Below are 25985 nucleotides of genomic sequence, written 5' to 3'. Positions count from 1 at the left end.
AATTAGTTTTTGTTCATAGCAGATAACATACCACCATATACACCATTCAACGATGATAGGTTCGATGCTAATGATTGCATTTGCTCTTTTAACTTAGTCGCATTCTCCACTGATTCTTCATTGATTGCAGCTTGACGATTCGCACTTTCCATCTGTACTTTATAAAGGCTATTTAAAGACTCCATTTGTGCTGCAGCTAAAGATAACTCTTCGCTATATTTCTTTTGAGCTGACATAGAATCTACTGTTGGGCTAATGCTCTTAGCAGCACCTTCAAAATTTTTGATACTACTTCCAAGACTTGCCATAAGTTCACCATCTATTTTAGCTTCTTTTAATAAGTTGTCTAATTTCTTAGATAATAAACCTTCTGCATCTTTAGGCTCTTCTTTTTTCTTTTTTCCACCTACAGACTGACCACCTGCTAATTCAGGATATACTAAGGACCAATCTAAGTCAGCAGCCTGTCTCTCGAATGCAGAGTATGTAAATACTAATGCCTCTACAATCATACCTAGTGTCAAGATCTCTGAACCATAAGGCCAGTGCTGAATTTTAAATAATGCACCTACGATTACGATTGCTGCTCCTAATCCGTAGATCATGTTTGTTATTGTTAATTTACCTTTCTGTGCCATAATTTGTTTAAGTTTAAGTTTAAGTTAATGGATGTATAACTTAAGTAGGTTATTTTTAATTCAATTTGGTTATTTATTCTTTAATTTAATTTGTTGCTGCGTTTTTAGTCACTTCAGTTCCCATATAGTCCTGAACTGTTCTAAATCCGATATAACTTCTAGCTGAATCTGCATATTCGTAGTCTCTAGAACTCACTTGCAAGAAGTAAGCTACATCTTTCCAAGATCCACCTCTTACTACTTTACGTGCATTATTAGGATCATTTACGTTTGGATTGATCGTAGAAGAAAACTCATAGGATGCAGGATCGTAAGAACCGTTTACCCATTCTGATACGTTACCAGCCATGTTATATAAGTTAAAGTCATTTGGATCATAAGCGTCTGCCTCTACAGTATATAAAGCTTGATCTGCAGCATAATCTCCACGCATTGGTTTGAAGTTTGCCATAAAGCATCCTCTATCATTTTTGGTGTAAGGTCCACCCCAAGGGTATGAAGCACCTTGAAGACCGCCACGAGCTGCATACTCCCATTCTGCTTCAGAAGGTAATCTGTAAGAATTCACAGGCTGTCTTCCTTTACTTCTTTGGTAACCATTATGGTATAATGTTCTCCATTGACAAAACGCTCTTGCTTGTTTCCAAGATACACCTACAACTGGATAACCACCATAGGCATCATGCCAAAAATAATCATTGTGCATTGGCTCATTGTAGGAATATGCAAAATCCCTAATCCATGCTGTAGTATCTGGATATACTTCTACTTCTTCTTGTTGTACAACTTCAGAACGTTTTAAGTTTCTATCTCTTGCTGCTTTAGCAATATCCATATAGGTATATTGAAACTTAAATTGCTTTACGTCCCAAGTGCGTTGTCCATTATAAGATTCCTCTAATGGTAAATACATGCCGTCCATAACTTCGGCATATAATTCATCCGGATAATCATCTGTATCGAAATACAAATCTGCATCGCGATTGATTTTTCTTTGCTCATTACCATATGTATTGAGCATGTAACTTTCGTAGGCATTTAGGGCATCTGGGTCTGAGTCTAAATAGGCAAATTCTCCGATGTCACCATTTCCAGGTGTCTTTCCTTCCAGATCTGCCATTTCTGCCAACTTAAGTCTTAAGATGGAGTCTCTAACCCAATATACGAATTGACGATACTCGCTATTGGTGATTTCTGTTTCGTCCATGTAAAATGCACGAACTGTAGCTGTTTTGGTAGGAGCATCTTGTACACCGGCCATATCATCATCTGATTTTCCCATTATAAAGGCTCCGCCAGGAACCAATGCCATACCATAAGGTTTTTCGGGGTGCCATGATTTACCTTTAACTCCTACAAGTTGTCCTCGGTCTCCAGAATTACAACTGGCGACCAAAACCAACACGGTTGTTAGTAAAATAAACTTCTTAATATTCATAGTAACTCGAGGTTAAATTAGTTTCATTTTATTTTTGAGGTCGTAAACATATTTATATATTTTTTAATAACCAACTTTTTTTGCAATTTTTTTGCATTTCGTCCTAAAAAGATGCATTTCATCGGTAAAATTAAGCTAATCTATCGATTAAATGCTCAATTTAGAAGCTGTTCTTCCTATAGGCTTTATACCATCTTTCTGGTATTTCACCCTGTGTTGCAAGCACATAATCCGCATGCATGCATGGTAATAACGTATGCTTCTTTAATTTATTATTAACATCTGGCAAAAATGGAATCTCAATCCACCAGCGTCCTGTTTTCAAACTTTTATAAAAGATAAGTTCATCATCCTCTACCAATACATTGTACTTCTGGTAAAAGTTTTCGTTGGTAAAATCGTCATCCTTAACTCGGCAATTGACACCTTCTATAAAATACCATATCATCTGAGCAATAAGCATTGAAGAGGCACTGTCGTTTTTAGAGTTATGATACTCGTAAATACCATATGATGATACCTTATTACTTATACCTGCATATCTAGATATGGCACAAATCTCTTTTCCGGAAAAACCATTAGGTGAATATTTCTGATTGTCGCTAACTTCTGCAGCTCTTACCGATTTTAAATCCACGGATACAATATGAGCATCTCGCAACAGAGGCTCTACTTTGTTTATATCACCAGATATCTCACCCAGACGATATGCTTCAAAATATAACTTCTCCATAAGATCTATTTCCTCTTGCGAGTTAAAATAAGTCTGGTAACCTATTGTTGAATAATTAAAAAGGTTATATGGCTCTTCAACTATGACTTTACCAACATAGCTATTATTCTTTATTGGAAGATTGGCATCCCCCAAATCAAAATTAGTATCTACGTTTACTATATTAATCATAGGCTTTATACCATCGTAAGCGCGATAGTTGGCATATGTTAAATCTTGACTGCCACCCAATATAATAGGTATAATATCTTTTTCTACTAAAACTGCGATAGCTGTTCTTATGGCAAAATAGGTATCCTCTACTGATTCTCCTGGCTCAATATCACCTAAATCTGCAATGCTCGTGTGCCAGTTTCCCGGAAATAAAGTGTAAAGTGTTTTTCTTATGGAATCGAAACTGATGTTTGCGCCCATATAGTTCACATCGTTTCTGTTTTCCTGGACTCCAATTATCGCTAATTGTACATCATCTAAATCGGGAATTCCATTTTGACGTGAATGAATTTTGATTTTTTTTCCGAGCGCTTGCTGCGCTAGTAGTTCTGAATGAGCTAATACCGCATCTGAAACAGGCGTTAGAAAATTAAAATTCATAGTGTATTACTTCTTTTTTGCTGTAGCTTTCTTTTTTGTAGTTTTTCTTGTTTTCTTTTTTGGGGCATTTTTCTCTAGAATCGCTTTGGCTTCTTCAAGAGTCATATCGGCAACGTCTACTGTCTTAGCAAGTTCTACTTTTTGCTTTCCTTTTATAACATTGTGTCTTCCCCATCTTGCTTTCTCAACTCTTATACCTTCGTCTTCCCAAACGTGAATAAGTTTATCTTTTTCTTTCTGGATTTTATCCTCTATCAAAGTTACAATGTCTTCTTCAGATAGATTATCCCAATCATATTTTTTATTTACATTAATGAACATGTTATTCCATTTAATAAATGGTCCAAAACGTCCTTTGCCTTTGGTGACTTCTAATCCTTGAAACATATATATAGGAGCATCTGCTTTTTCTTTCTCCTTAATATATAGGATAGCTTCATCTAATTCTACACTAAGTGGATCTACACCCTTAGGTAAGGATACAAACTTTTTACCAAAACGCACATAAGGACCAAAACGTCCGTTGTTAACTTCGACTTCGTCATCTTTATAATGACCTAAAGCTTTAGGAAGCTTAAACAGGTCCATCGCCTCCTCAAATGTAATGGAGTTTAATTGTTGATCTGGTGACAAACTAGCAAATTTGGGTTTTTCCTCATCATCCATTGTTCCTACTTGCACCATAGGCCCAAACTTACCTAAACGCACACTGACTTGGCGTCCACTTTTGGGATCAGTACCTAAAATACGCTCACCTGATTCACGTTCAGCATTTTCTTGCACGTCTTCAACCTGAGGATGAAAACCTTTGTAGAAATCTTTCATCATTTCTTTCCAATCTTCTTTGCCTTCCGCAATATCGTCAAAGCTCTCTTCTACCTTAGCCGTAAAATTATAGTCTAATATGCTTTCAAAATGATTGACTAAAAAATCCGTCACAATAAATCCCACATCCGTTGGGACCAATTTCCCTTTATTAGAACCTACTTTTTCCGTGAGTTGCTTCTCTCTAATATCTTGACTTTCGAAAACCAATTGCTGATATTTTCGCACTTCACCTTCGTTTGTCCCTTTTTCTATATAATTTCTATTTTGAATTGTAGAAATCGTAGGTGCATAAGTTGAAGGACGACCAATACCCAATTCCTCCAATTGTTTTACCAATGCAGCTTCAGTATATCTTGCAGGTGGTCTCGTGAATCTTTCTGTTGCTGTTATATACTTATTATAGAGTGATTCTCCAATTTTTAAATCTGGCAAAATACCTTCTTGCTCTACATCTTCATCATCTGTACCTTCAAGATATACTTTTAGAAAACCATCAAAAGTTATGATTTCCCCGTTAGATGTAAATTGTTCCTCTATCTTATTATTAGAAGCATTTACTCTAATTTTCAGGTTGGTACGCTCTAATTGAGCATCGCTCATTTGAGATGCTATGGCACGTTTCCAAATAAGATCATATAATCTCGCTTGATCGCGCTCTGCGTTAACCGTATGATTTGCAAAATCTGTTGGACGAATTGCCTCATGTGCTTCTTGGGCGCCTTTCGATTTTCCTTTGTAATTCTGTGGCTTACTATATTGAGAACCGTATGCTGAAATAATTTCCTTTTCGGCTCCTTTTTTAGCCTCTTCAGAAAGATTAACACTATCCGTTCTCATATATGTAATAAGACCAGCTTCATAAAGACGCTGGGCATTACTCATAGTACGACTTACAGAAAAACCCAATTTACGGGACGCCTCTTGTTGTAATGTCGATGTGGTAAAAGGTGCTGCAGGTGACTTCTTTGCCGGCTTTTTTTGCAAATCAGAAACTTGATAAGACGCATTAAGGTTTGCATTTAAAAACTTTAAAGCATCTTCCTTAGAATTAAAATTCTTAGGCAATTTAGCTTTAAAGGTACTCCCATCTTCGGTAGTGAATTCTGCATCAACTCTATAAGTAGCCAATGGCTTAAAATCTTGAATTTCTCGCTCGCGCTCAACAATTAGTCTAACTGACACCGATTGTACTCTACCAGCAGACAAACCTCCTTTAACTTTTCTCCACAATACTGGAGATAATTCATAACCTACTATCCTATCGAGTACTCTTCTAGCTTGCTGGGCATCAACCAAATTATAGTCGATACTGCGTGGATTATCAATTGCTTTATTAATTGCAGTTTTTGTAATCTCATGGAATACAATCCGCTTTGTCTTTTCTTTATCAAGACCTAGCGCTTCTGCCAAATGCCAGGCAATAGCCTCTCCTTCTCTATCTTCATCACTTGCTAACCAAACCATCTCCGCTTTCTTAGCCAGTGCTTTCAATTTTTTTACGACATCTTTCTTGTCACTTGAGACTTTATATTTAGGCTCAAAATCGCCTTCAACATCAACTCCCAATTCTTTAGATGGCAAATCGGCAATATGTCCGAAACTAGACTCTACCTTATAATCTTTTCCTAAAAATTTCTCTATGGTTTTTGCCTTTGCAGGTGACTCAACTATGACTAGGTTCTTCGGCATTCTTTATTTTTTTGAGGTTACAAATGTATATGAAAATTAAGTTACAATCCTAATTTGGTCTTAAATACCATACATTTTATCGTCTTTTAGACTACAAATTAAATGAGAAAAGCCTTGTGAGAGGCAAGGCTTTTATAATGTTAGTCAATGTTCTTATATTAATAGGAGTACGTTATTGATTCAGGAAAACCCTCGATATGTAGTATAACTTCATTTCCATCTTCTTCAACTCTTAATTGCGTTAAATCAAAAGATTGGGTTTTAGTAAAAACGGCTAAACAGGCCTCGCTATTAGTTAATATCAATTTCAAGTTACGTTGAGGAGGCAATGATTCCATGACGCCCTCAGAATCGATCAATTCCAAAACCCATGTTTCACCACTGCAGCCACTAGCCGAGATACTTATATTCAAACAATCGCCATTGACTTCTGCACTTATCAAATTGTAAAATGCAGATTCAGCATTTTGAAAAGCAGAACCATCTAAGATAACACTGGTATCGCATAAAGCGCTTGGCGCATTCCCATCATCGTCATCACATTGCATATTCAACAATAAAGCACAAGACCACAATAAGATAAAAGTTTTACTGAATTTCATTTCTTCCTTTATTATATAGATGATAAAACTAATAAAAGGTTGCGCTAACTTTGTAAAAATTTTAAACATGTCATTTTTCTAAAGACATCCAGTCGATTTGCAACTGCCACTTTGTCACTATATCTAAAATAATCCTATCTTTGCATGCTTATTGAAGCCCAAATAATATTAAAATTTAGTCCGTTTTAACGGAACACCTAAGATGGAAAAAATTATAGACGAAGATAAACAAGGAGCATCCTTAATATTAGATCAAAAAAAAGGTAACCAAAAGAAACTCTTTATAGAGAGTTATGGTTGCCAAATGAATTTTAGTGACAGTGAAATTGTTGCTTCTATTCTATCCGAGCAAGGTTACAACACCACTCAAAAACTTGAAGATGCTGATCTCGTTTTAGTCAACACCTGTTCTATTAGAGACAAAGCAGAACAGACTGTTAGAAAACGTTTAAAATATTACGATAAGGTCAAAGTCAAAAATCCAAATATGAAAGTTGGTGTTTTAGGCTGTATGGCAGAGCGTTTAAAAACCAAGTTTTTAGAAGAGGAAAAAATAGTAGACTTAGTTGTAGGTCCGGATGCTTATAAAGACTTACCCAATCTATTATCGGAAGTTGAAGAAGGAAGGGATGCTATCAATGTTATACTATCGAAAGAAGAAACTTATGGAGATATATCACCTGTAAGATTAAACAGTAATGGCATAAGTGCCTTTGTTTCTATTACTCGTGGTTGTGATAATATGTGCACCTTTTGTGTTGTTCCTTTTACACGTGGTAGAGAACGCAGTAGAGATCCACAAAGTATTATTGAAGAAGTTAACGATTTATGGGCAAAAGGCTATAAAGAAATAACACTTCTTGGTCAAAATGTAGACAGTTACCTATGGTATGGCGGCGGACTCAAAAAAGATTTCGATAAGGCATCAGAATTGCAAAAAGCTACTGCAGTAAACTTTGCGAAACTTCTTGAACTTTGTGCCAAAGCACAACCAAAAATGCGTTTTCGATTTTCGACATCCAATCCACAAGATATGACTTTGGATGTTATTGAAACTATGGCTGCTTACAGAAATATTTGCAATTATATCCATTTACCTGTGCAAAGTGGAAGTGATCGTATTCTAAAAGAAATGAATCGATTACACACAAGAGAAGAATACTTTGAGCTCATTGACAGTATCCGTCGCATTATACCAGATGTTGCCATAAGTCAAGATATGATTTCAGGCTTCCCAACAGAAACTGAAGAAGACCATAAAGACACCTTGAGTTTAATGGAATATGTGAAGTACGATTTTGGATTTATGTTTGCCTACTCCGAACGCCCTGGAACATTGGCTGGACGAAAAATGGAAGATGACGTTCCTGCAGAGATAAAACAACGTCGTCTTAATGAAATTCAAGATTTACAGCGAAAACATAGTCATTATAGGACAAAGCAGCATGTCGGTAAAATTGAAGAAGTTTTAATTGAAAAATCTTCAAAACGATCAGACCTGCAATGGGCTGGTAGAAATAGTCAAAATACGGTTGTAGTATTTCCTAAGGAACATTATAAACCAGGTGATTTTGTTAACGTAAAGATTTTGGACTGCACAAGTGCTACCCTTATTGGAGAAGCTGTTGGCTATTCAGAAAATAATTAAACCATGGAATCAGTACAAGCCATAAAACAACGCTTTGGAATTATAGGAAACGATCCTAAATTGAATCGCGCTATAGAAAAAGCGATTCAAGTGGCACCTACCGATATTTCAGTATTGGTAACAGGTGAAAGTGGTGTTGGCAAAGAAAGTATTCCTAAAATTATTCATCAACTTTCACATAGAAAGCATGGTAAATATATCGCTGTAAACTGCGGTGCCATACCAGAAGGAACCATTGACAGTGAATTATTTGGTCATGAAAAAGGAGCTTTTACAGGAGCAACACAAACACGTTCTGGTTACTTTGAAGTTGCTGACGGTGGTACTATTTTCTTAGATGAAGTTGGCGAATTGCCATTGACAACTCAAGTCCGTTTGCTTCGTGTTTTGGAAAATGGTGAGTTTATTAAAGTAGGATCTAGCAAAGTTCAGAAAACCAATGTCAGGATTGTTGCAGCAACAAACGTTAATATGTTTGAAGCGATTAAAAAGGAGAAGTTCCGAGAAGACCTTTACTATCGCTTAAGCACCATAGAGATTAGTTTACCTGCATTGCGAGAACGCAAAGAAGATATCCATTTATTGTTTAGAAAGTTCGCGAGCGACTTTGCCTTAAAATATAAGATGCCTACAGTAAAATTAACTGACGATGCTGTGGCTTTACTTTTAAAATATCGCTGGAATGGTAATATTCGTCAGTTAAGAAATGTGGCAGAGCAAGTTTCGGTATTAGAACATAATCGTACAATTACTGCAGCAACACTTCAAAATTATCTACCTAATACAGGAAGTAATTTACCCGCTGTAGTCAATAGCAACAAATCTGAGAGTGATTTTAGTAGCGAGCGTGAAATTCTATACAAGGTGTTGTTTGACATGAAAGCTGATCTTAATGACCTGAAGAAGCTGACCATGGAACTTATGAAAAGCGGTAACATTTCAGATGTTCAAAAAGACAATGAGCACCTTATTCAAAAAATTTACGGTGACGGGAAAGAAGATGACTTGGAAACTGCGACTACTGTTGATGACCTAGAGGTATTATCAATTCCAGAACATACTGAAGTTACTACAACAGAAGTTGAAGATAAATACCATTTTGCAGAAGAAATTGAAGAAGAGGAAACCTTATCTTTACATGACAAGGAATTAGAACTTATTAAAAAATCACTAGAACGTCATAACGGTAAACGTAAATTAGCAGCAGCAGAATTAGGTATTAGCGAACGCACGTTATACCGAAAAATAAAACAATACGATCTTTAAGAATAATTTGTGAAATCAATTAAAAGAAATTTTAATTTTAAAAGTTTAAATACTAAGTTTATTCCTTAAGATTAAGTTCTCAATAGAAATTATTGAATGAAAGCAGTAGAAATATTTATGATCAGAAAGTCGTTTCGACCAAACAGTTCCGAGGCCATACGCCAAGAAGCTGAGGATTTAATTAACGAAAAACATTATAAAGGCTACCGTCTAATTAATGTCGATTTTGATGTAGCCGATAATGCCGGTTACATCTATGCTTTTATAACCATGAAACGCCCTAACACCTATTAGATGAAGTTTGTAAAATATGTATTTTTATTTGTTGCGCTTACATTGGTTGTGGCTTGTAAGGTAAACTATTCATTTACTGGACTGACTGAAACACCTGAAACATTCCAGGTAAATTTCTTTCAAAATAATGCGGATTTAGTAGAGCCAGGTTTAGATATACAATTTACCAATGCCCTACAAGACATTATACAAAATCAAACAAGTGCTCAATTGGTGAATTCAGGTGGTGAAATTATTTATGAAGGCGAAATTGTAGAATACAGGATTGCTCCTATGACAGCAACCGCTCAAAATACTGCAGCTCAAAACCGATTGACAATAGGAGTAAATGTGAGATATATAAATACCAAGGACGAAGAAAAAGATATAGAACAGCGTTTTTCGTTTTTTTTCGATTATCCCGCAAATGATCAATTAGTGGGTGGATTAAAGGATGAAGCCATTGACGTTATTTTTGAAAGGCTTACACAGGACATTATTAATGCTACACTAGCCGATTGGTAAATTATGCAGCTGGGACAACTCACATATCTTTTACAACATCCTGAAGCCGTGACTGCAGCACAGTCTGATGCGCTATCATTGAAGATTAACGAGTTTCCTTACTTTCAACCATTGCGAGCCTTATATCTGAAAGGTTTAAAACAAAAGGAGAGTTATAAGTATAATAACGCTCTAAAGATAACCGCTGCACACACTGCAGATCGTAGTGTCTTGTTCGATTATATAACCTCTAAGGTTTTCAATCAAAATGAAATATCGGACTACATCAAACAAAATTCCGAATATATCAAATCTATTGAAGTTAGTGAGGTTGATGACATTTCAGTAAATAAGAGCGTTACTATTGATGACGCCCTAAAAGAACACATAAAAGCTACAGAAGGCGTTTTAGATCCAAATTTATTTAAGGAGAAACCCATGCCGCAACCAAATATCGAGGCACCAAGAATCGAAGACTCCATAATTGAAGTTGATGTTAAAAATATAACACCTGAAAAAAAGCTAAAAATTGGTAAACCTTTAGAGTTTGACAAAAACGAAAGTCATTCATTCACAGAATGGTTAAAAATTACCAGTTTCAAACCCATTGTTAGGGAAACTGAAGACGACATTAAAGTTGAATTAGAAGATAAAACTACGCAGCCTCTAAAAGATAAATTGTCTATTATAGACAAGTTTATTAGCGAAAACCCAAAGATAAAGCCCGTTGCAAGTTATACACCAAAACCTCGGTTGATAAATAACGATGAGGGCGTTTCTGATAGCTTAATGACAGAAACTCTAGCACGTATTTATTTGGAGCAAAAAAACTACGATAAGGCCATTCAATCTTATAAGATTTTAAGTTTGAAATATCCAGAAAAAAGTAGTTTCTTTGCAGACCAAATAAAATTGATAAAAGAATTAAAAGATAACACATAATACAATGAGTGCATTTACAATATTTTTAATCCTTATCGTCATCGTGGCATTTTTACTTGTCGTTGTGATTATGGTACAAAACCCAAAAGGAGGCGGCTTATCATCATCTTTTGGTGGCGGTGGCACACAGCAACTTGGTGGTGTAAAGAAGACTGGAGATTTCTTAGACAAGAGTACTTGGTTTTTAGCAACAGCACTAATTGTTTTGATCTTAGCATCGAATTTAACTATGGGGACTGGCACTAATGCAGAATCTAAAGCATTAGATGAAGATGAAGCGACAGAAGCTCCAGCAACATTGCCAGCTGCAAACGATGATGCTGTAAATTTGAATGATACAATAGGAGGTTAGTACCATTCTTATTTTAGATAAAATTTAAAGTCAACTTCGCAGTTGACTTTTTTTATTTTCAGCAGTTAGACAAACTTGTCTGCAAGTTTGTCAGTCTATATGACTTGGCATAATTTTCGAATAACGCTTAAGCGTTAAATCAAATTTTAATTAATCAAAAATAAATAACAAATGGCTTTAAACATTAAACCTTTAGCAGATAGAGTTCTAGTAGAACCTATGGAAGCTGAAACAAAAACAGCTTCTGGTATTATTATTCCAGATAATGCAAAAGAAAAACCGCAAAAGGGAACTGTTGTTGCTATTGGCAACGGAAAAAAAGACGAACCTTTAACTGTAAAAAAAGGAGATACTGTACTGTATGGAAAGTATGGTGGCACCGAGCTAAAGTTGGAGGGTAAAGATTATTTAATGATGCGAGAGAGTGATATCTTGGCAATCATCTAATCTATTCTGTCATTCCGTACTAGATACGGAATCTCTTTCAATAAAAAACTAAAATTAATTAAGATTCCTGCGTTCGCAGGAATGACAAATAAATATTTAAACAATGGCAAAAGATATAAAATTCGATATTGAAGCACGCGATGGCCTTAAACGTGGTGTCGATGCTTTAGCAAACGCAGTAAAAGTAACTTTAGGACCTAAAGGTCGTAATGTAATTATAGGGAAATCTTTCGGCGGACCACAAGTCACCAAAGATGGTGTTTCTGTAGCAAAAGAAATTGAACTAGATGATGAGCTAGAAAACATGGGAGCACAAATGGTAAAAGAAGTGGCTTCTAAAACCAATGATTTGGCTGGTGACGGAACAACAACCGCAACCGTATTAGCTCAAGCAATAGTAAAAGAAGGTCTTAAGAATGTTGCTGCTGGCGCAAACCCAATGGATTTGAAACGTGGCATTGACAAAGCTGTTGAAGCCATTGTCACAGATCTTGACAAACAATCTAAAAAAGTAGGTAGTGACTCTGATAAAATTAAGCAAGTTGCAGCTATCTCAGCTAATAACGACGACACTATTGGTGAGTTAATCGCCACAGCTTTTGGCAAAGTTGGTAAAGAAGGTGTTATTACTGTTGAAGAAGCAAAAGGTATGGAAACATACGTAGATGTTGTTGAAGGTATGCAGTTTGACAGAGGTTACTTATCACCTTACTTCGTAACAGATTCTGACAAGATGATTGCAGATCTAGAAAATCCATATATCTTATTATTCGACAAGAAGATTTCCAACTTACAGGAAATTCTACCAATTCTAGAACCAGTAGCACAATCTGGTCGTCCATTATTAATTGTTGCTGAAGATGTTGAAGGGCAAGCCTTAGCGACTTTAGTGGTTAACAAATTACGTGGTGGATTAAAAATTGCCGCTGTTAAAGCACCAGGGTTTGGAGACAGACGTAAAGCGATGTTAGAAGACATTGCCATTTTAACAGGTGGTGTTGTTATTTCTGAAGAAAGAGGATTCTCTCTTGAGAATGCTGATTTATCTATGCTCGGCACAGCTGAAACTGTAACTATTGACAAAGACAATACAACGATTGTTAATGGTGAAGGTAAAAAAGCTGACATCAAAGCGAGAGTGAACCAGATTAAAGCACAAATTGAAACAACGACATCTGATTACGACAGGGAAAAACTTCAAGAACGTTTAGCTAAATTGGCTGGTGGTGTTGCTGTATTGTATGTTGGTGCTGCTTCTGAAGTTGAGATGAAAGAAAAGAAAGACCGCGTTGACGATGCTCTACACGCTACACGTGCTGCTGTAGAAGAAGGTATTGTTGCCGGTGGTGGTGTTGCACTGGTAAGAGCTAAAAAGACATTAGAAAAAATCACAACTGACAACTTAGATGAAACTACGGGTGTACAAATCGTTAATAAAGCAATTGAATCACCTTTGAGAACCATTGTTGAAAATGCTGGTGGTGAAGGTTCTGTGGTTATCAACAAAGTACTTGAAGGTAAAAAAGACTTTGGTTATGATGCTAAGTCAGAAAAATATGTCGATATGCTTAAGGTTGGTATCATCGATCCTAAGAAAGTAACACGTATTGCTTTAGAAAATGCTGCTTCTGTAGCCGGTATGATCTTAACGACCGAGTGCGCTTTAGTAGATATTAAAGAAGATGCGCCTGCTATGCCACCAATGGGTGGAGGCGGAATGCCAGGTATGATGTAATGGTGATTCACCACAGATAAGTTATCTCACCCATTCGGAATTTATTCTATGGATGAGTCCCATAAGTACAAAGCCTTTGATGAAAATCAAGGGCTTTTGTTTTTGCTGGTTTTATTTTCTTAATTTAGAGGAAACCAACGTCTTATTTCTAATATGAAAAAGAAAGTCACTTACGCTTTTGGCGAAATCTTAATTGTAATTATTGGTATTTCTCTCGCATTTGCCATGAATAAATGGGGAGAAGAACGCTCAAACAAAGTGCAAAAAGAACAGTATATCAATAATTTAAAGCAAGATATTGCTGCGGATAAAGAACAATTAGAAGCAAACCTTGTTACTATTAAAGAAAAAATAATACAAGCTGACGATGTTATTTCTATTCTAGGCAATGATGTCCCAAATAAAAATTTGCGTCTAAGAGGTGTCTTCAGCATTGCTAACCTTACCAATTTTACTCCCAAAGACTATACACACCAAACTTTAGTAAATTCTGGTGATTTAAAATTGATGAATGATTTTGAACTAAAAACTACCATTCAAAAGCACTATACCGATTACAAATTAATTTTAGACGCCTATAAACGTCAAGAAATCATCAACAAAGATTATATAGGTAAATATTTTATTTACAATACAGATTATGATTTAATGCGCGAAGGAAAATCACCTTTCAAAGATGAAAAACTACTAAAAAACATTATGCGTAGCGCACGTGGTTCTTTAGATATTAAAAGAAGAGTCACAGAAGATGGCATAAAAAGTTGTGACAGTATATTGAGTGTATTAAAATAGTTTTATTCAATTTCTGTGATACTAAAATCGGCAAATAAGACTTCTTCGTCTCTAAGGTCTTGATCATTAATCAAACTTCTGTATATACCCCATTTTGGTCTTACAAAAGACCCACCCGGTCTCCAATTAATTATTGAGGAATTAGCATACTGAAATAAAACCATACCATCGTCAGTCCTTTTTATCTCAATACTATATGTTCCTGATGTACTATACTTAATTGTTTCCGTAACCTCTAACCAAGTATCTATAAAAGGTGCTAATTCTTCTTCCGCGACAGTATCTTGATCATCAGTTTCTGCATAGCGTAGCTGAAGTTTGTCAGGTGTACCTTTCCTAGTTGTTAATGTATACATTGGCATGCTTTCTAATGAACCTCCGACAGACTTCAATTGATGTATATGTGTAAAATTAGGTGAGGATTGAAAACCTGCTTTTAATTTAAATTTCCATTTATAAACAACAGTTTCATTTTCTACACCCAACAGATTATCTGGCGATTGGCCATACGACTTTATCTCATTGCGCTGTCTGTCAAAATTTATGCAGCGATCGTTATCAGGAGACACGTGAATGAAAAATCGAAACACATGTTTATTTAAATCAGCATCAAAAACCTCATCGATATGATCACCAAATTCTGAATGGTTACAATCCGGTACCTCAATTGGGTTATGACCTGGAGCCAATACCGAAGTAATTAAACCATAAGTATTACCTGGTCCGTCAGCATTGAGTTCTACGCCTTGCGGATTTGGGTTTATATTATTTCTAGTAAGCTGAATTGTCACAGAATTGTTTGACGAATTTGAATCGGTATAGGAATTCTGGGCTTCGGTGTTGAATTCTATTGTTGCTTGTACTTCTGTTGAGTCATTATTAAAAGTCCGCCTTTTTATAGTTTCACTTTCAAGTGCTGCACCGTATTCATAGCTTAAGACAATATCCAGTTTTAGGGTCAAATCGGCACTATCATTCCAAATAAGGGAATTTGTTGATGAAGAAACAGAAATATCAGTTCTTATTGTATCTCTAGCGTCGTCACTTTCACCGCAACCACTTAAAAGAATTAATAAAATTATAAACATATTTTTTCTCATATTAAAAGAATATGACTTTGTTAGCCAACGAAGTTCGTCCAAAAATTTTTAATAGTCAAGGAATTCTTGATGGTTTCTTCGATTCATTCCTTTCAAGGAAGACTATAAAAAAGCCTGAATTTAGATTCAGGCTTCTTATTTTTAATTTTTCTTGTCAGACTTCTTTTCTCCCTCATGGTCCTTAACCACATCCTTATCACGATACTTGCAGCAGGGATGCACTGAGTTGTATGCCTCATCAGTAGCTTTGATATCTTTGGTATCATGACCAACATCAGCAAGCTTTTGCGATATTGTTTTTAAATCCGTCTTGCGCTCGTCATATATAAGTTTTAGCTCATGGGTATCTACATTCCAAACAGCAGATTTAACACCTTTGGTTCTTATAGCGGCTTTTTCAATCCGTTCTTTACACATCATACAAACACCATCTACTTCCATACTGGCTTTGGCATTTTTGCTTTGGGCAAATGTTGCCGTCCCTATTAATAATGTGAACATCAAAATTAGTTGTTTCATGTTATTTAGTTTTATTTGTCATTGCGAGACTTTGAAAAAGTCGTGGCAATCTGTTTATTTTTAGTTTCAATTTAAAAGATTGCCACGTCAGTCGTTCCTAATTCCTCGTCATGACACTTCAATTATTTTATTTTATAACGTAATCCTGCATAATATAAACTTCCAAAAATCGGACCATATACAAAATTACTATCAAAATTTGATCCAAATGGATTATCTGGACTAATAATAGGATTCGATTGTCTCACATTTGTCACATTTTCACCACCTAAATATACTTCAAATTTTGAAGAAAACACTTTAGTAACTTGTAAGTTCAGCGTTCCAACTGTAGGCGAATACTCATCTAATTGAAATTCTGGTGCACTTAACGTCGTACTTGGAAAACGTTGCGAATCCAACCAATTGTAAGTAGCATCAAATTTCCATTGACTTCCACTCTCTTTTTGAGGTGTTTCATAAGATGCATTCGCAAACAAACGGTTCGTTGGTATTAATGGTTTTTCTAGCCTACCAGAATTATAATCTGTTTTGATATCATAATACTTATAGGCGGTCCTAATGTCAAAACCCTTAAAGGCATTAAAGTTAAATTCAAATTGAAAACTATTAGCATAGCTTTCGCCATCCAAATTATAAAAACTAATCTCGAAAGGATTTTCCCAATCGACTACCACTTGATTTTGAAAATCAGTTCTGTAAAAATCAAAAGTGATATCAGCAGATCGTCCAAAAAGATTAAATCCTTGCAAATAACTCACTCCATAATTCCAGGCAATTTCAGGATCAAGACCGTAAATCTTTCCACCAGAATCAAGAATGTTGATTTGTCTAGAGCTAGAGAAAAGATTCTGATTTTCAGCAAATATATTGGCACTACGTTTACCTCTACCAATAGACGCTCTTAATGCAGATTTTCCCCAAGGTGTATAACGCATGTGCAAACGTGGTGTCATAAAAAATCCTAGTCTATTATGTTGATCTATGCGAACACCTGCAGTCATGGTGAATTTATCCAAATCATCATAGGCATATTCAAAAAATGCTCCTATTGAGTTTTCAGTACGTTCAAATTCTTGCGTGTTTACCAACTCATCGTAGTGGTCTAAAGTAAAACTTAATCCTGTTTTTACTTTATGGCGAGAATCCGAAATAATACTATTATACACCAAGTTGGAGTAAAAACTATTGTGTTGAATGTCATATAGATTCAGACCAAAATAAGAGTCCTGTTTATGATGGCTAAATGCTGTTTGAAATCCTAAACTTTGATATGGCACCGCTGGGTTAACATAGCCTAGTTTCGTGGTAACTTCAAAACGCTCGGTATTGATTTCACTTCCCCATGAATTAGTCGTAAACTTATCTCGATCTGGATCAAAATCTACCTGTCCTGCTTGTTTCTCATCGCTTAAGTATCTTAAATTGATAAAACTAACGATACCTTTTTCAGGATTGGTGTATTGCCAGCGGTTCATCACGTTTATTTGATTATACAAAGGCATATCTAAAAAACCATCGTCATTCTTGTCGTGTTTTTGTCGCTGCGTACTACCGTGTAAATATAAACCTGTACTCCATTTATCTGAAACTTTGGTGTTAAGATGTGTATTGAGCTCTAAACGTTCGTTAGTTCCTGCGTAAAGGTTAACAAACAATTTATCGTCACTTGTAGGTTTTACCAATTCTGTATTGATTTGTCCTGCAATACTTTCAAACCCATTGACAACGCTTCCTGCACCTTTGGTAATCTGAATACTTTCTACCCAAGTCCCAGGAATAAAGCTTAAACCGTAAGCCTGAGCTGCACCACGAATTGCAGGAATATTTTCGGTTGCAATAAGAATATAAGGTGAATTAAGCCCAAGCATTTTTATCTGTCGTGTTCCTGAAACAGCATCAGCAAAATTAACGTCAATAGATGGATTGGTTTCAAAACTCTCGGATAGATTGCAGCAAGCTGCTTTTAACAATTCATCACTGCTTACAAACAAGGTATTTTCTGCCTTTAAATAAGATTTTGCTGTAGCTTGTTTTCGAGATGTCACGGTAATTTCATCTAACTCATCAGAAGCCCGTAAAACATGCTTTATAAATTTATTTTCAGTAATAGCAATCGTGTCGGTTTTAAAGCCAACATAACTAATGACCAATTTGTTAAAAGAAAACTTATATGGTAACGTAAACGTTCCATCTTCATTTGTTATAGCTCCAATTGTAGAACCAAGCCAATAGACATTCGCACCTAGTAATGGCTCCTCTTTTCCTAAACTGGATTCTAAAACAACACCTTTTAGTTGCTCTTGTGCTTGTGCTTTGTACAACAAGCACATAAAAATTATAATTAAATATGTTCTCATCTGTTTGATTTGTAGGTATAACAATTAGCACATAGAAATGTGCTTTTTTTAATTAAAAAGTTATACTAAATCAAATAAGGTAAGTTTCATCTAAGGCCTGAATATTTTTGACCAACAATGGAGGTGAATAATCCTTGTGAGGCGTGATTTCTTTAGGTAAGCTCTCATAAAGATTAAAATAAGTATATGTAAAAGCAAAAAGAACTTGTTTTTGAATATCATCAAGATCATCAAAGGTTTTTAGAACAATTTCATCTTGACCTTTAAGGACATCAATTTCATCCTTACAACAACTCTTTTTAAGTGATTGTGTCTCAGACTCCTTTTCATTGAATTCCATTCCACACTTTTTACTTTCACTAAAAATAGAAGTGTCTACTAAAGTATTTCCACAAAAATGTTTTTCAACGGTCAATGACAATGTCGAAAACAGCACCAAAAATGATAAGATGACTGAAAATATTTTATAGGTTAAAGCACACTTCACGATACAAAGTTACAAAATTCCAAATACTGGTGTAAGTTTTATCAATACCTTAACGATTCAACTTATAATAATAAAAGGCTGGTAATAATAGAATTAGCCCAATAGGCTGAATTAAAAAGCGTCTGATATTAAAGAACAAGTAGTAATCTTCTTGATTTGGATTAATCACAAAATACAAAAACGGCATAAGCAACAACACATAAGCAAGTGCATACAATAAAACTGAAAATTTTATCATGATTTTGTCATTGAAGATAAAATACAGAATTCCCAAAGAAGCCAATGTATTTAGCAAATACCGCAAACTTGTAAAGGCCGTCAGCTTTACTATTTCACGTCTTGGACTATCGATATATAGATAATCATTCTCGAAAAACGTTAAATAAGGATCATAAAATAAGTCATCCTCAAATGCGCGAATAGCTACTAAAATAACCAGAAATACAAATGCCATAATGTAACGCGTTAGTTTAGGCATTTGATTTTACGGATTTAGAAAAACGATTGACCCAAACCATCCAAAGCAAAAAAACAGTTCCATAAATTAACATGGGAAAGATAATCTCATGTAAAATTTCGCGTCGCCAAGGATAATGATAGAGTCCGATCGATAGTATGACTATCCTTATTAGATTAAATACATAAATAATGATGCTACCAGCAAGACAATAAAACAATGTGGTTTTAAACTTACCCGCAAAAGCAATGATAAAAGACAGAAATAAAACAATAATACTGACGGCATTACAACCCTCTATGATCCTAGCGACAAACTTACCATTAATAATCACCTTCATCGAGGGCTCATTGGGATGAGGTAAAACATGAGCCTCGTAACCTATGCTATTAAGTAAGGTATTAGTTTGTTTTGAGACCAAATGCGTCATGTAATCTGGATAATATTTAGAGCCGTCAGAAAGATTTAGATAAAAATGGTAACCAATAGTTAGCAGACCGTAGACCACTAAAAAAGTGATAATAAAACGAATAACAAGTTTATATTTAATTAGAAGTTCTTTCAGAATAAAACAGCAATGTTAGTTTGCTGTTAAATTTATGAAAACCCTAATTTAAAATTGAATGTTTTAAATACTTTTACCAAAAGTTTATTCACTATGAAATTTGAAACCCTTAAACCTAAAATAAAACACATAATCTCTCAAGACCATTTGAGTAAAGACGAGCGTATTCAAGAAATTTGTACCATTTTAGAAAGTAGTATTGACTACTATAATTGGGTAGGGTTCTATTTTAAAAATGGCGATAAACAAGAACTTAAGCTAGGACCTTATGTAGGTGAACCTACAGACCATACAATTATTCCATTTGGAAAAGGCATTTGTGGGCAGGTGGCGGTAAGCAATCAAAATTTTGTGGTACCAGATGTCTCTGCTCAGGATAACTATATTGCCTGTAGCATAACAGTTAAAGCGGAAATTGTTATTCCTATTTTTGTTAATGGTGAAAATATTGGTCAAATCGATATCGATTCCAATACTCCAGATCCTTTCTCGGTAGATGATGAGCGCTTTTTAGAATTTGTTTGTAAAGAAGTTGCTAAACTATTATAGTCTACATTCCTGTTCTTATAGCCTCGACCGGATCTAATTTTGATGCAGAAATCGCAGGTATCACTCCAGAAATGAGGCCAATAAATGTAGATAGTACAAAGCCAAGGAACATATTACCAAAAGAAAGTACAAACTCAAAATCTTCTACAACACCATTCATTATTTTAGCTATTACCCAAACTAGCAGTAACCCTATTACACCGCCAACTATAGCAAGAATAACAGCTTCAAATAAAAATTGAAACAATATAAACCTATTCTTGGCACCCAAAGATTTTTGAATACCAATAAGATTAGTACGTTCTTTCACGCTTACAAACATGATATTAGCGATACCAAAGCCTCCAACTAATAATGAAAAGCCGCTTATAACCCAACCTACCAAATTAAGTGTACCAATAATTCCATCTATGGCATCTTTTAATCCCGAGATAATATTTATAAAAAATGAATTTATGCCATCTGGTTTTATACCTCGTTTATTGCGCAAAATTTGAGTGACCTCAGCTTTTAGACCACTTATATCCACATCTGCTTTTGGCTTTATGATTACAATATTTTTAAAGTTCCTGTTGTTATCACCATATCTGTTTCTTACATAATTTGCGGGTAAAAACATAGACACGTCATTACTGTCTCCAAACAGTCCTGAGCCTTCTTTCTTCACCACACCAATAACCGTGAATTTTTGCCCATAAATACGCACTTTTTTTCCAATAGGCTCTAAATTACCAAATAGAGACTCTGCAATTTTAGAACCGATGACCACCACAGGTTTTCCGGCATTAGATTCAGATTCATTATAAAAACGCCCTTTTTCAAACTCCAATACTTGAATATCCGTGAACTCTTTTGATACCACAACAGTATTAACACCACTAATCAATTCAGATTCATACCTAATATTTTCAGGTCTTACAAATAATTGGAAAGCAACATGTTCTGCGCCATTGAGTCCAGCTTTAAGATACTTATACTCGTTATAAGAAATTTCATCAAATGTTTCGTAAGTCCATCTTGGAACTTCGGTAGGTCCAAAAGAGATATTAGCAACGTACATCGTATTGCTGTCCAAAGAACTTAGTTGTGATTTAATCTGTTTATCCAAGGAATCTACAGCGGCAAGAACTGCTATAATGGAGAATATACCAATGGTTACGCCTAATAAGGACAAAAACGTTCTAAGTTTATTATTACGCAGCGCATTAAATGCAAATGAAAAACTCTCTTTAAATAAACGTAGATATAAAACCATTTTTAGCCAATATTTCGAATATCTAAATATACTGGCTTTTAAATAATAAGATGTTACAAAAAGCTTAAATGTATTATGGACTATTACATACCTGTTCTAATGGCTTCAACAGGATCTAATTTGGATGCAGAAATTGCAGGAATAACACCTGATAGTAACCCAATAATTGTTGACAAGAAAAATCCTAAGAACATATTTCCAAAAGAAAGTACAAATTCAAAACTTTCCCCTACTATTCCATTCATTACCATCGATATAATCCAAACAAGTAGCAAACCAACCAAGCCGCCAACCACTGCTAATATTGTAGCCTCAAACAAAAACTGAAATAAAATAAATCTTTTTTTCGCACCTAGGGATTTTTGAATACCGATAAGATTCGTACGTTCTTTTACACTTACAAACATAATATTGGCAATGCCAAAACCGCCTACAAGTAAAGAAAAGCCACTAATGACCCAACCCACACCATTTAGCATAGATATAATACTATCAACAAATGACACCAAACCAGCAATTTTGTTAACAAAAAAATCATCATCTTCATCTGCTTTAAGCCCTCGAAAAGCTCTGAACTTTTGTTTCAGAACATTTTCAAAACCACCAATATCAACATCTTTTTCAGGTTTAATTATTACAGCTCCTGGCAATCCATCTACACCACCATTCCTAAAGCGTCTGACGAAATTTGCGGGCACATAAGCTCTTCCATCTGGTGAATCTCCTAGACCCGAGCCAAGCTTTTTAAGGACGCCTATAACCGTTAGTTTCCTTCCATAAACTCTAATTTGTTTACCAATTGGATTGGAATTATCGAAAAGACTTTCAGCCAAGTCTGCTCCTAAAACTATAACTGGTGCACCCGTTTCAGACTCTAATTCAGAATAGAATCTTCCCTTTTCTACTTTAAAGTCTTCAATCTCGTAAATTTCGTTGGATACTGGAGTAACATTAACGCCAGAAACAGTTTCTGCCTGGTATCTTACCGTTTCGTTTCCACCAAAAATAACATATGCCGATGCCGCAATATCTGGGACATTTCGTTTTATGAATTCATAATCGTCATAATCCGTTTGAGGGAAATTATCACGTTTCCAACGAGGCACCTCTGTAGGTCCGAATGAGTATTTAGATATATAAATGGTATTCTTATCTAAACCAGATAAACTATCTTTTATATTCCTATCTAACGAATCTACAGCTGCCAATACAGCTATAATTGAAAAGATACCAACCGTTACGCCCAATAATGATAAGAATGTTCTTAGTTTATTATTCCTTAACGCATTTAATGCAAAAGAAAAACTCTCTTTAAATACTCTTAAATAGACAAGCATGAATTGGTTGTTTTAAAACATTTTAAAGATAGGACGTTTTCAACAATTTATTGTTACAAAAAACTTGAATAAACTGGTTTTGCTTCACATGTTTTACTATTGATTATGTTTATTTTTGCAACATCAAAAATCACAACACAACATTATGAGCAACAAAACCATTTCATCTGCACTAATTTCAGTTTTTAGTAAGGATGGATTAGCACCAATCGTTAAAAAACTCAACGATTTAAATGTCACCATCTATTCTACTGGTGGGACCGAAAAATTTATAAAAGATTTAGGCATTGATGTCGTCCCTGTTGAGGATGTTACTTCTTATCCTTCGATTCTTGGTGGACGTGTCAAAACACTTCACCCAAAAGTTTTTGGTGGTATTTTAAATCGTCAAAATCATGATGGTGATGTTGCTGAGTTGGCTGAATTTGAAATTCCTCAAATCGATTTAGTTATTGTTGATCTTTACCCTTTTGAAAAGACAGTTGCGTCTGGAGCAAGCAACCAAGATATTATTGAAAAAATTGATATAGGTGGCATTTCATTGATAAGAGCAGCTGCTAAAAATTATGCAGACGTTACTTGTGTATCTTCTGTTGATGATTATTCAGAGTTTCTTGAATTGTTAGAAGCCAAAAATGGTGAAACATCCGAAGACGATAGAAAACGATTTGCTGCAAAAGCCTTTAATGTATCATCTCATTATGATACTGCGATATTTAACTACTTCAACAAAAATCACGACCATCCTACTTTAAAAATCAGCGAGACTAATGGTAAAGTGTTACGTTATGGTGAAAACCCACATCAGAAAGGGTTTTTCTTCGGTGATTTTGAAGCCATGTTCACCAAACTTCATGGAAAAGAATTGAGCTATAACAATTTGTTGGATGTTGACGCAGCGGTAAATCTTATTCTTGAATTCAAGGGTGAAGCTCCTACTTTTGCCATTTTAAAGCATAACAATGCTTGTGGTTTTGCGCAGCGAGACACCGTTCATCAAGCGTATGTAGATGCTTTGGCTGGTGATCCTGTCTCGGCATTTGGCGGTATTTTAATTTCCAATACAGAAATTGACGAAGCCACTGCTGGCGAAATTCATAAACTATTCTGCGAAGTTGTTATCGCACCTTCCTTTAGTGATGAAGCTCTAGACATATTAAAAGGTAAGAAGAATAGAATACTATTAATTCTTCATGATGTCGAACTACCAAAAACTACAGTAAGAACATGTCTAAATGGAGCGTTAGTACAAGAGCGTGATGCCAAAACGGATAGTCTAGACGATTTAAAAACCATAACTAAAACATCACCTACTCAGAGCGAACTTGAGGATTTAATATTTGCTTCAAAATTGTGTAAACATACCAAATCCAATACTATAGTTCTAGCAAAGAACAAACAACTTTGCGCAAGTGGAACTGGGCAAACGAGTCGTGTAGATGCTCTAAATCAAGCCATTCATAAAGCAAAGTCTTTTAATTTTGATTTGGACGGCGCAGCAATGGCAAGCGATGCATTTTTTCCATTTCCAGACTGTGTTGAAATTGCCAAAAATGCTGGCATTACTGCCGTGATTCAACCTGGAGGCTCTATAAAAGACGAACTAAGTATCAACTATTGCAATGAGAATAATGTTGCGATGGTATTCACAGGCACACGTCATTTTAAGCATTAAATCCTGAAAGCAGTGTTGTCTTTTTTATCTATTTAAGAGATTTATAAATCGACTTAATAAAAAAGATATAAGAAAACGTCTATAAGTATATAAATAACGTATAATTTATTACATTTACGCTTAGTCATAAAAATTGACGAGAGTAACCCAAATAATATTAGAATAGCACATGGGATTTTTTGATTTCCTAACCGAAGAAATAGCCATAGATTTAGGAACCGCAAACACTTTAATCATACACAACGATAAAGTTGTAGTTGACAACCCTTCTATAGTAGCAAGAGACCGCATAAGCGGAAAAATAATAGCAGTTGGCAAGGAAGCCAATATGATGCAAGGAAAAACGCATGAGAATATCAAAACAATTCGTCCCTTAAAAGACGGTGTAATAGCAGATTTTGATGCTTCTGAACAAATGATAAGTTTGTTCATTAAGAATATTCCTGCATTGAAGAAAAAATTCTTTAATCCTGCTTTAAGAATGGTGGTTTGTATTCCATCCGGAATCACAGAAGTTGAGATGCGTGCGGTAAAAGAATCTTGTGAGCGCGTTAATGGTAAAGAGGTTTACTTAATTCACGAACCAATGGCAGCGGCAATCGGTATTGGTGTGGATATTATGCAACCTAAAGGAAACATGATCGTAGATATTGGCGGTGGAACGACAGAAATTGCAGTAATTGCACTTGGAGGTATTGTATGTGATAAATCCGTAAAAGTTGCTGGTGATGTATTTACCAATGATATAATTTACTACATGCGTACTCAACACAATCTCTACGTTGGTGATAGAACAGCTGAAAAAATCAAAATCCAGATTGGTGCTGCCACTGAAGATTTAGAATTGCCTCCAGAAGATATGAGCGTTCAAGGGCGTGACTTATTAACTGGAAAGCCAAAACAGGTCAATATTTCTTATCGTGAAATCGCAAAAGCACTAGATAAGTCTATACTTCGAATTGAAGATTCTGTGATGGAAACGTTATCTCAAACACCTCCCGAATTAGCAGCGGATATTTACAATACAGGAATCTATCTTGCAGGCGGTGGATCTATGCTAAGAGGACTGGACAAGCGTCTCTCCCAAAAAACAGACTTGCCGGTATATATTGCGGAAGACCCATTGAGAGCTGTTGTAAGAGGTACAGGGATTGTGCTTAAGAATTTATCTAAATACAAAAGCGTATTGATAAAATAATA

Annotated in this window: 25 protein-coding genes; 12 read left to right on the top strand and 13 right to left on the bottom strand. The window is 35.3% G+C overall.

Going from position 1 to position 25985, the window contains the following annotated elements; genetic code table 11:
- Positions 1–2: 2 nt before the first annotated feature.
- From porL to H7F21_RS05810, 5 genes are all read right to left on the bottom strand, one after another.
- Entirely contained in the window at positions 3–638 is a 636-nt protein-coding gene (gene porL, locus H7F21_RS05830; protein ID WP_185788266.1) for a type IX secretion system motor protein PorL/GldL, read from the bottom strand.
- An 85-nt stretch (positions 639–723) separates the two neighbouring features.
- Positions 724–2070, bottom strand: coding sequence for a T9SS ring complex lipoprotein PorK/GldK (gene porK, locus H7F21_RS05825; protein ID WP_484607011.1), 1347 nt, complete (start codon positions 2068–2070; stop codon positions 724–726).
- A 166-nt stretch (positions 2071–2236) separates the two neighbouring features.
- Positions 2237–3403: a formimidoylglutamase gene (locus tag H7F21_RS05820; RefSeq protein WP_185788264.1), complete on the bottom strand. Its 1167-nt coding sequence runs from the start codon at positions 3401–3403 to the stop codon at positions 2237–2239.
- 6 nt (positions 3404–3409) lie between these two features.
- Positions 3410–5920, bottom strand: coding sequence for a type I DNA topoisomerase (gene topA / locus H7F21_RS05815; protein WP_185788263.1), 2511 nt, complete (start codon positions 5918–5920; stop codon positions 3410–3412).
- 158 nt (positions 5921–6078) lie between these two features.
- Positions 6079–6522 (bottom strand): hypothetical protein, encoded by a 444-nt coding sequence (locus H7F21_RS05810; protein ID WP_185788262.1) that lies wholly within the window; start codon positions 6520–6522, stop codon positions 6079–6081.
- Positions 6523–6724: 202 nt separating this feature from the next.
- On the opposite strand from H7F21_RS05810, the gene miaB reads away from it, so the two are divergent.
- The 9 genes from miaB to H7F21_RS05765 all read left to right on the top strand — a co-directional run bounded on the left by miaB (position 6725) and on the right by H7F21_RS05765 (position 14481).
- Positions 6725–8170 carry a tRNA (N6-isopentenyl adenosine(37)-C2)-methylthiotransferase MiaB gene (gene miaB / locus H7F21_RS05805; RefSeq protein WP_185788261.1) on the top strand — a complete coding sequence of 482 codons (1446 nt, stop codon included), beginning with the start codon at positions 6725–6727 and terminating at the stop codon, positions 8168–8170.
- Positions 8171–8173: 3 nt separating this feature from the next.
- The gene (locus tag H7F21_RS05800; RefSeq protein WP_185788260.1) at positions 8174–9436 is read left to right on the top strand and encodes a sigma-54 interaction domain-containing protein; all 1263 of its coding nucleotides are present in this window, start codon (positions 8174–8176) and stop codon (positions 9434–9436) included.
- Between the two features lie 96 nt (positions 9437–9532).
- Positions 9533–9730, top strand: a complete 198-nt coding sequence (locus H7F21_RS05795) for a hypothetical protein (RefSeq protein WP_185788259.1) — start codon at positions 9533–9535, stop codon at positions 9728–9730.
- The gene (locus H7F21_RS05790; RefSeq protein ID WP_185788258.1) at positions 9731–10234 is read left to right on the top strand and encodes an LptE family protein; all 504 of its coding nucleotides are present in this window, start codon (positions 9731–9733) and stop codon (positions 10232–10234) included.
- Positions 10235–10237: 3 nt separating this feature from the next.
- Positions 10238–11155, top strand: a complete 918-nt coding sequence (locus H7F21_RS05785; protein ID WP_185788257.1) for a hypothetical protein — start codon at positions 10238–10240, stop codon at positions 11153–11155.
- 4 nt (positions 11156–11159) lie between these two features.
- The gene (secG, locus tag H7F21_RS05780; protein WP_185788256.1) at positions 11160–11507 is read left to right on the top strand and encodes a preprotein translocase subunit SecG; all 348 of its coding nucleotides are present in this window, start codon (positions 11160–11162) and stop codon (positions 11505–11507) included.
- Between the two features lie 171 nt (positions 11508–11678).
- Positions 11679–11954 (top strand): co-chaperone GroES, encoded by a 276-nt coding sequence (locus tag H7F21_RS05775; RefSeq protein WP_185788255.1) that lies wholly within the window; start codon positions 11679–11681, stop codon positions 11952–11954.
- A gap of 103 nt (positions 11955–12057) precedes the next feature.
- Positions 12058–13689, top strand: a complete 1632-nt coding sequence (groL, locus tag H7F21_RS05770) for a chaperonin GroEL (protein WP_185788254.1) — start codon at positions 12058–12060, stop codon at positions 13687–13689.
- Between the two features lie 153 nt (positions 13690–13842).
- A complete protein-coding gene (locus H7F21_RS05765; RefSeq protein WP_185788253.1) occupies positions 13843–14481 on the top strand; it encodes a DUF6090 family protein in 639 nt (212 codons plus the stop codon).
- A gap of 2 nt (positions 14482–14483) precedes the next feature.
- Here the strand turns inward: H7F21_RS05765 and H7F21_RS05760 are convergent, their stop codons facing one another.
- The 6 genes from H7F21_RS05760 to xrtF form a co-directional block, all read right to left on the bottom strand.
- Positions 14484–15569: a polysaccharide lyase gene (locus H7F21_RS05760; RefSeq protein WP_246431417.1), complete on the bottom strand. Its 1086-nt coding sequence runs from the start codon at positions 15567–15569 to the stop codon at positions 14484–14486.
- Positions 15570–15722: 153 nt separating this feature from the next.
- Positions 15723–16100, bottom strand: coding sequence for a heavy-metal-associated domain-containing protein (locus tag H7F21_RS05755; protein WP_185788252.1), 378 nt, complete (start codon positions 16098–16100; stop codon positions 15723–15725).
- Between the two features lie 122 nt (positions 16101–16222).
- Complete coding sequence (locus tag H7F21_RS05750) at positions 16223–18460, bottom strand: TonB-dependent receptor (protein ID WP_185788251.1); 2238 nt, start codon at positions 18458–18460, stop codon at positions 16223–16225.
- Positions 18461–18530: 70 nt separating this feature from the next.
- On the bottom strand, positions 18531–18950 hold the full coding sequence (locus H7F21_RS05745) for an HYC_CC_PP family protein (protein WP_185788573.1): 420 nt from the start codon (positions 18948–18950) through the stop codon (positions 18531–18533).
- Positions 18951–18996: 46 nt separating this feature from the next.
- Positions 18997–19425: an exosortase F system-associated membrane protein gene (locus tag H7F21_RS05740; protein ID WP_185788250.1), complete on the bottom strand. Its 429-nt coding sequence runs from the start codon at positions 19423–19425 to the stop codon at positions 18997–18999.
- Positions 19418–19969, bottom strand: a complete 552-nt coding sequence (gene xrtF / locus H7F21_RS05735) for an exosortase family protein XrtF (protein ID WP_185788572.1) — start codon at positions 19967–19969, stop codon at positions 19418–19420. Before xrtF ends, H7F21_RS05740 begins: the two co-directional genes overlap by 8 nt.
- A gap of 93 nt (positions 19970–20062) precedes the next feature.
- On the opposite strand from xrtF, the gene H7F21_RS05730 reads away from it, so the two are divergent.
- A complete protein-coding gene (locus H7F21_RS05730; RefSeq protein WP_185788249.1) occupies positions 20063–20518 on the top strand; it encodes a GAF domain-containing protein in 456 nt (151 codons plus the stop codon).
- Position 20519: 1 nt separating this feature from the next.
- Here the strand turns inward: H7F21_RS05730 and H7F21_RS05725 are convergent, their stop codons facing one another.
- On the bottom strand, positions 20520–21773 hold the full coding sequence (locus tag H7F21_RS05725) for an ABC transporter permease (RefSeq protein ID WP_185788248.1): 1254 nt from the start codon (positions 21771–21773) through the stop codon (positions 20520–20522).
- Positions 21774–21856: 83 nt separating this feature from the next.
- Positions 21857–23110, bottom strand: a complete 1254-nt coding sequence (locus H7F21_RS05720; RefSeq protein ID WP_185788247.1) for an ABC transporter permease — start codon at positions 23108–23110, stop codon at positions 21857–21859.
- Positions 23111–23255: 145 nt separating this feature from the next.
- On the opposite strand from H7F21_RS05720, the gene purH reads away from it, so the two are divergent.
- Complete coding sequence (gene purH, locus H7F21_RS05715; protein ID WP_185788246.1) at positions 23256–24785, top strand: bifunctional phosphoribosylaminoimidazolecarboxamide formyltransferase/IMP cyclohydrolase; 1530 nt, start codon at positions 23256–23258, stop codon at positions 24783–24785.
- A 169-nt stretch (positions 24786–24954) separates the two neighbouring features.
- A complete protein-coding gene (locus tag H7F21_RS05710) occupies positions 24955–25983 on the top strand; it encodes a rod shape-determining protein (RefSeq protein WP_185788245.1) in 1029 nt (342 codons plus the stop codon).
- The last annotated feature ends 2 nt before the right edge of the window (positions 25984–25985 follow it).

The organism is Winogradskyella flava (assembly GCF_014243395.1).
Classification (GTDB): Bacteria; Bacteroidota; Bacteroidia; order Flavobacteriales; family Flavobacteriaceae; genus Winogradskyella; species Winogradskyella flava.
This window is presented reverse-complemented; position numbering and strand designations above follow the sequence as displayed.

What these genes read in the sequence shown, in the direction of transcription:
- porL (WP_185788266.1), bottom strand. Translation starts at nt 638, where the DNA reads ATGGCACAGAAAGGTAAATTAACAATAACAAACATGATCTACGGATTA.
- H7F21_RS05820 (WP_185788264.1), bottom strand. Translation starts at nt 3,403, where the DNA reads ATGAATTTTAATTTTCTAACGCCTGTTTCAGATGCGGTATTAGCTCAT.
- topA (WP_185788263.1), bottom strand. Translation starts at nt 5,920, where the DNA reads ATGCCGAAGAACCTAGTCATAGTTGAGTCACCTGCAAAGGCAAAAACC.
- H7F21_RS05810 (WP_185788262.1), bottom strand. Translation starts at nt 6,522, where the DNA reads ATGAAATTCAGTAAAACTTTTATCTTATTGTGGTCTTGTGCTTTATTG.
- miaB (WP_185788261.1), top strand. Translation starts at nt 6,725, where the DNA reads ATGGAAAAAATTATAGACGAAGATAAACAAGGAGCATCCTTAATATTA.
- H7F21_RS05800 (WP_185788260.1), top strand. Translation starts at nt 8,174, where the DNA reads ATGGAATCAGTACAAGCCATAAAACAACGCTTTGGAATTATAGGAAAC.
- H7F21_RS05795 (WP_185788259.1), top strand. Translation starts at nt 9,533, where the DNA reads ATGAAAGCAGTAGAAATATTTATGATCAGAAAGTCGTTTCGACCAAAC.
- H7F21_RS05790 (WP_185788258.1), top strand. Translation starts at nt 9,731, where the DNA reads ATGAAGTTTGTAAAATATGTATTTTTATTTGTTGCGCTTACATTGGTT.
- H7F21_RS05785 (WP_185788257.1), top strand. Translation starts at nt 10,238, where the DNA reads ATGCAGCTGGGACAACTCACATATCTTTTACAACATCCTGAAGCCGTG.
- secG (WP_185788256.1), top strand. Translation starts at nt 11,160, where the DNA reads ATGAGTGCATTTACAATATTTTTAATCCTTATCGTCATCGTGGCATTT.
- H7F21_RS05775 (WP_185788255.1), top strand. Translation starts at nt 11,679, where the DNA reads ATGGCTTTAAACATTAAACCTTTAGCAGATAGAGTTCTAGTAGAACCT.
- groL (WP_185788254.1), top strand. Translation starts at nt 12,058, where the DNA reads ATGGCAAAAGATATAAAATTCGATATTGAAGCACGCGATGGCCTTAAA.
- H7F21_RS05765 (WP_185788253.1), top strand. Translation starts at nt 13,843, where the DNA reads ATGAAAAAGAAAGTCACTTACGCTTTTGGCGAAATCTTAATTGTAATT.
- H7F21_RS05760 (WP_246431417.1), bottom strand. Translation starts at nt 15,569, where the DNA reads ATGTTTATAATTTTATTAATTCTTTTAAGTGGTTGCGGTGAAAGTGAC.
- H7F21_RS05755 (WP_185788252.1), bottom strand. Translation starts at nt 16,100, where the DNA reads ATGAAACAACTAATTTTGATGTTCACATTATTAATAGGGACGGCAACA.
- H7F21_RS05750 (WP_185788251.1), bottom strand. Translation starts at nt 18,460, where the DNA reads ATGAGAACATATTTAATTATAATTTTTATGTGCTTGTTGTACAAAGCA.
- H7F21_RS05740 (WP_185788250.1), bottom strand. Translation starts at nt 19,425, where the DNA reads ATGCCTAAACTAACGCGTTACATTATGGCATTTGTATTTCTGGTTATT.
- H7F21_RS05730 (WP_185788249.1), top strand. Translation starts at nt 20,063, where the DNA reads ATGAAATTTGAAACCCTTAAACCTAAAATAAAACACATAATCTCTCAA.
- H7F21_RS05725 (WP_185788248.1), bottom strand. Translation starts at nt 21,773, where the DNA reads ATGGTTTTATATCTACGTTTATTTAAAGAGAGTTTTTCATTTGCATTT.
- H7F21_RS05720 (WP_185788247.1), bottom strand. Translation starts at nt 23,110, where the DNA reads ATGCTTGTCTATTTAAGAGTATTTAAAGAGAGTTTTTCTTTTGCATTA.
- purH (WP_185788246.1), top strand. Translation starts at nt 23,256, where the DNA reads ATGAGCAACAAAACCATTTCATCTGCACTAATTTCAGTTTTTAGTAAG.
- H7F21_RS05710 (WP_185788245.1), top strand. Translation starts at nt 24,955, where the DNA reads ATGGGATTTTTTGATTTCCTAACCGAAGAAATAGCCATAGATTTAGGA.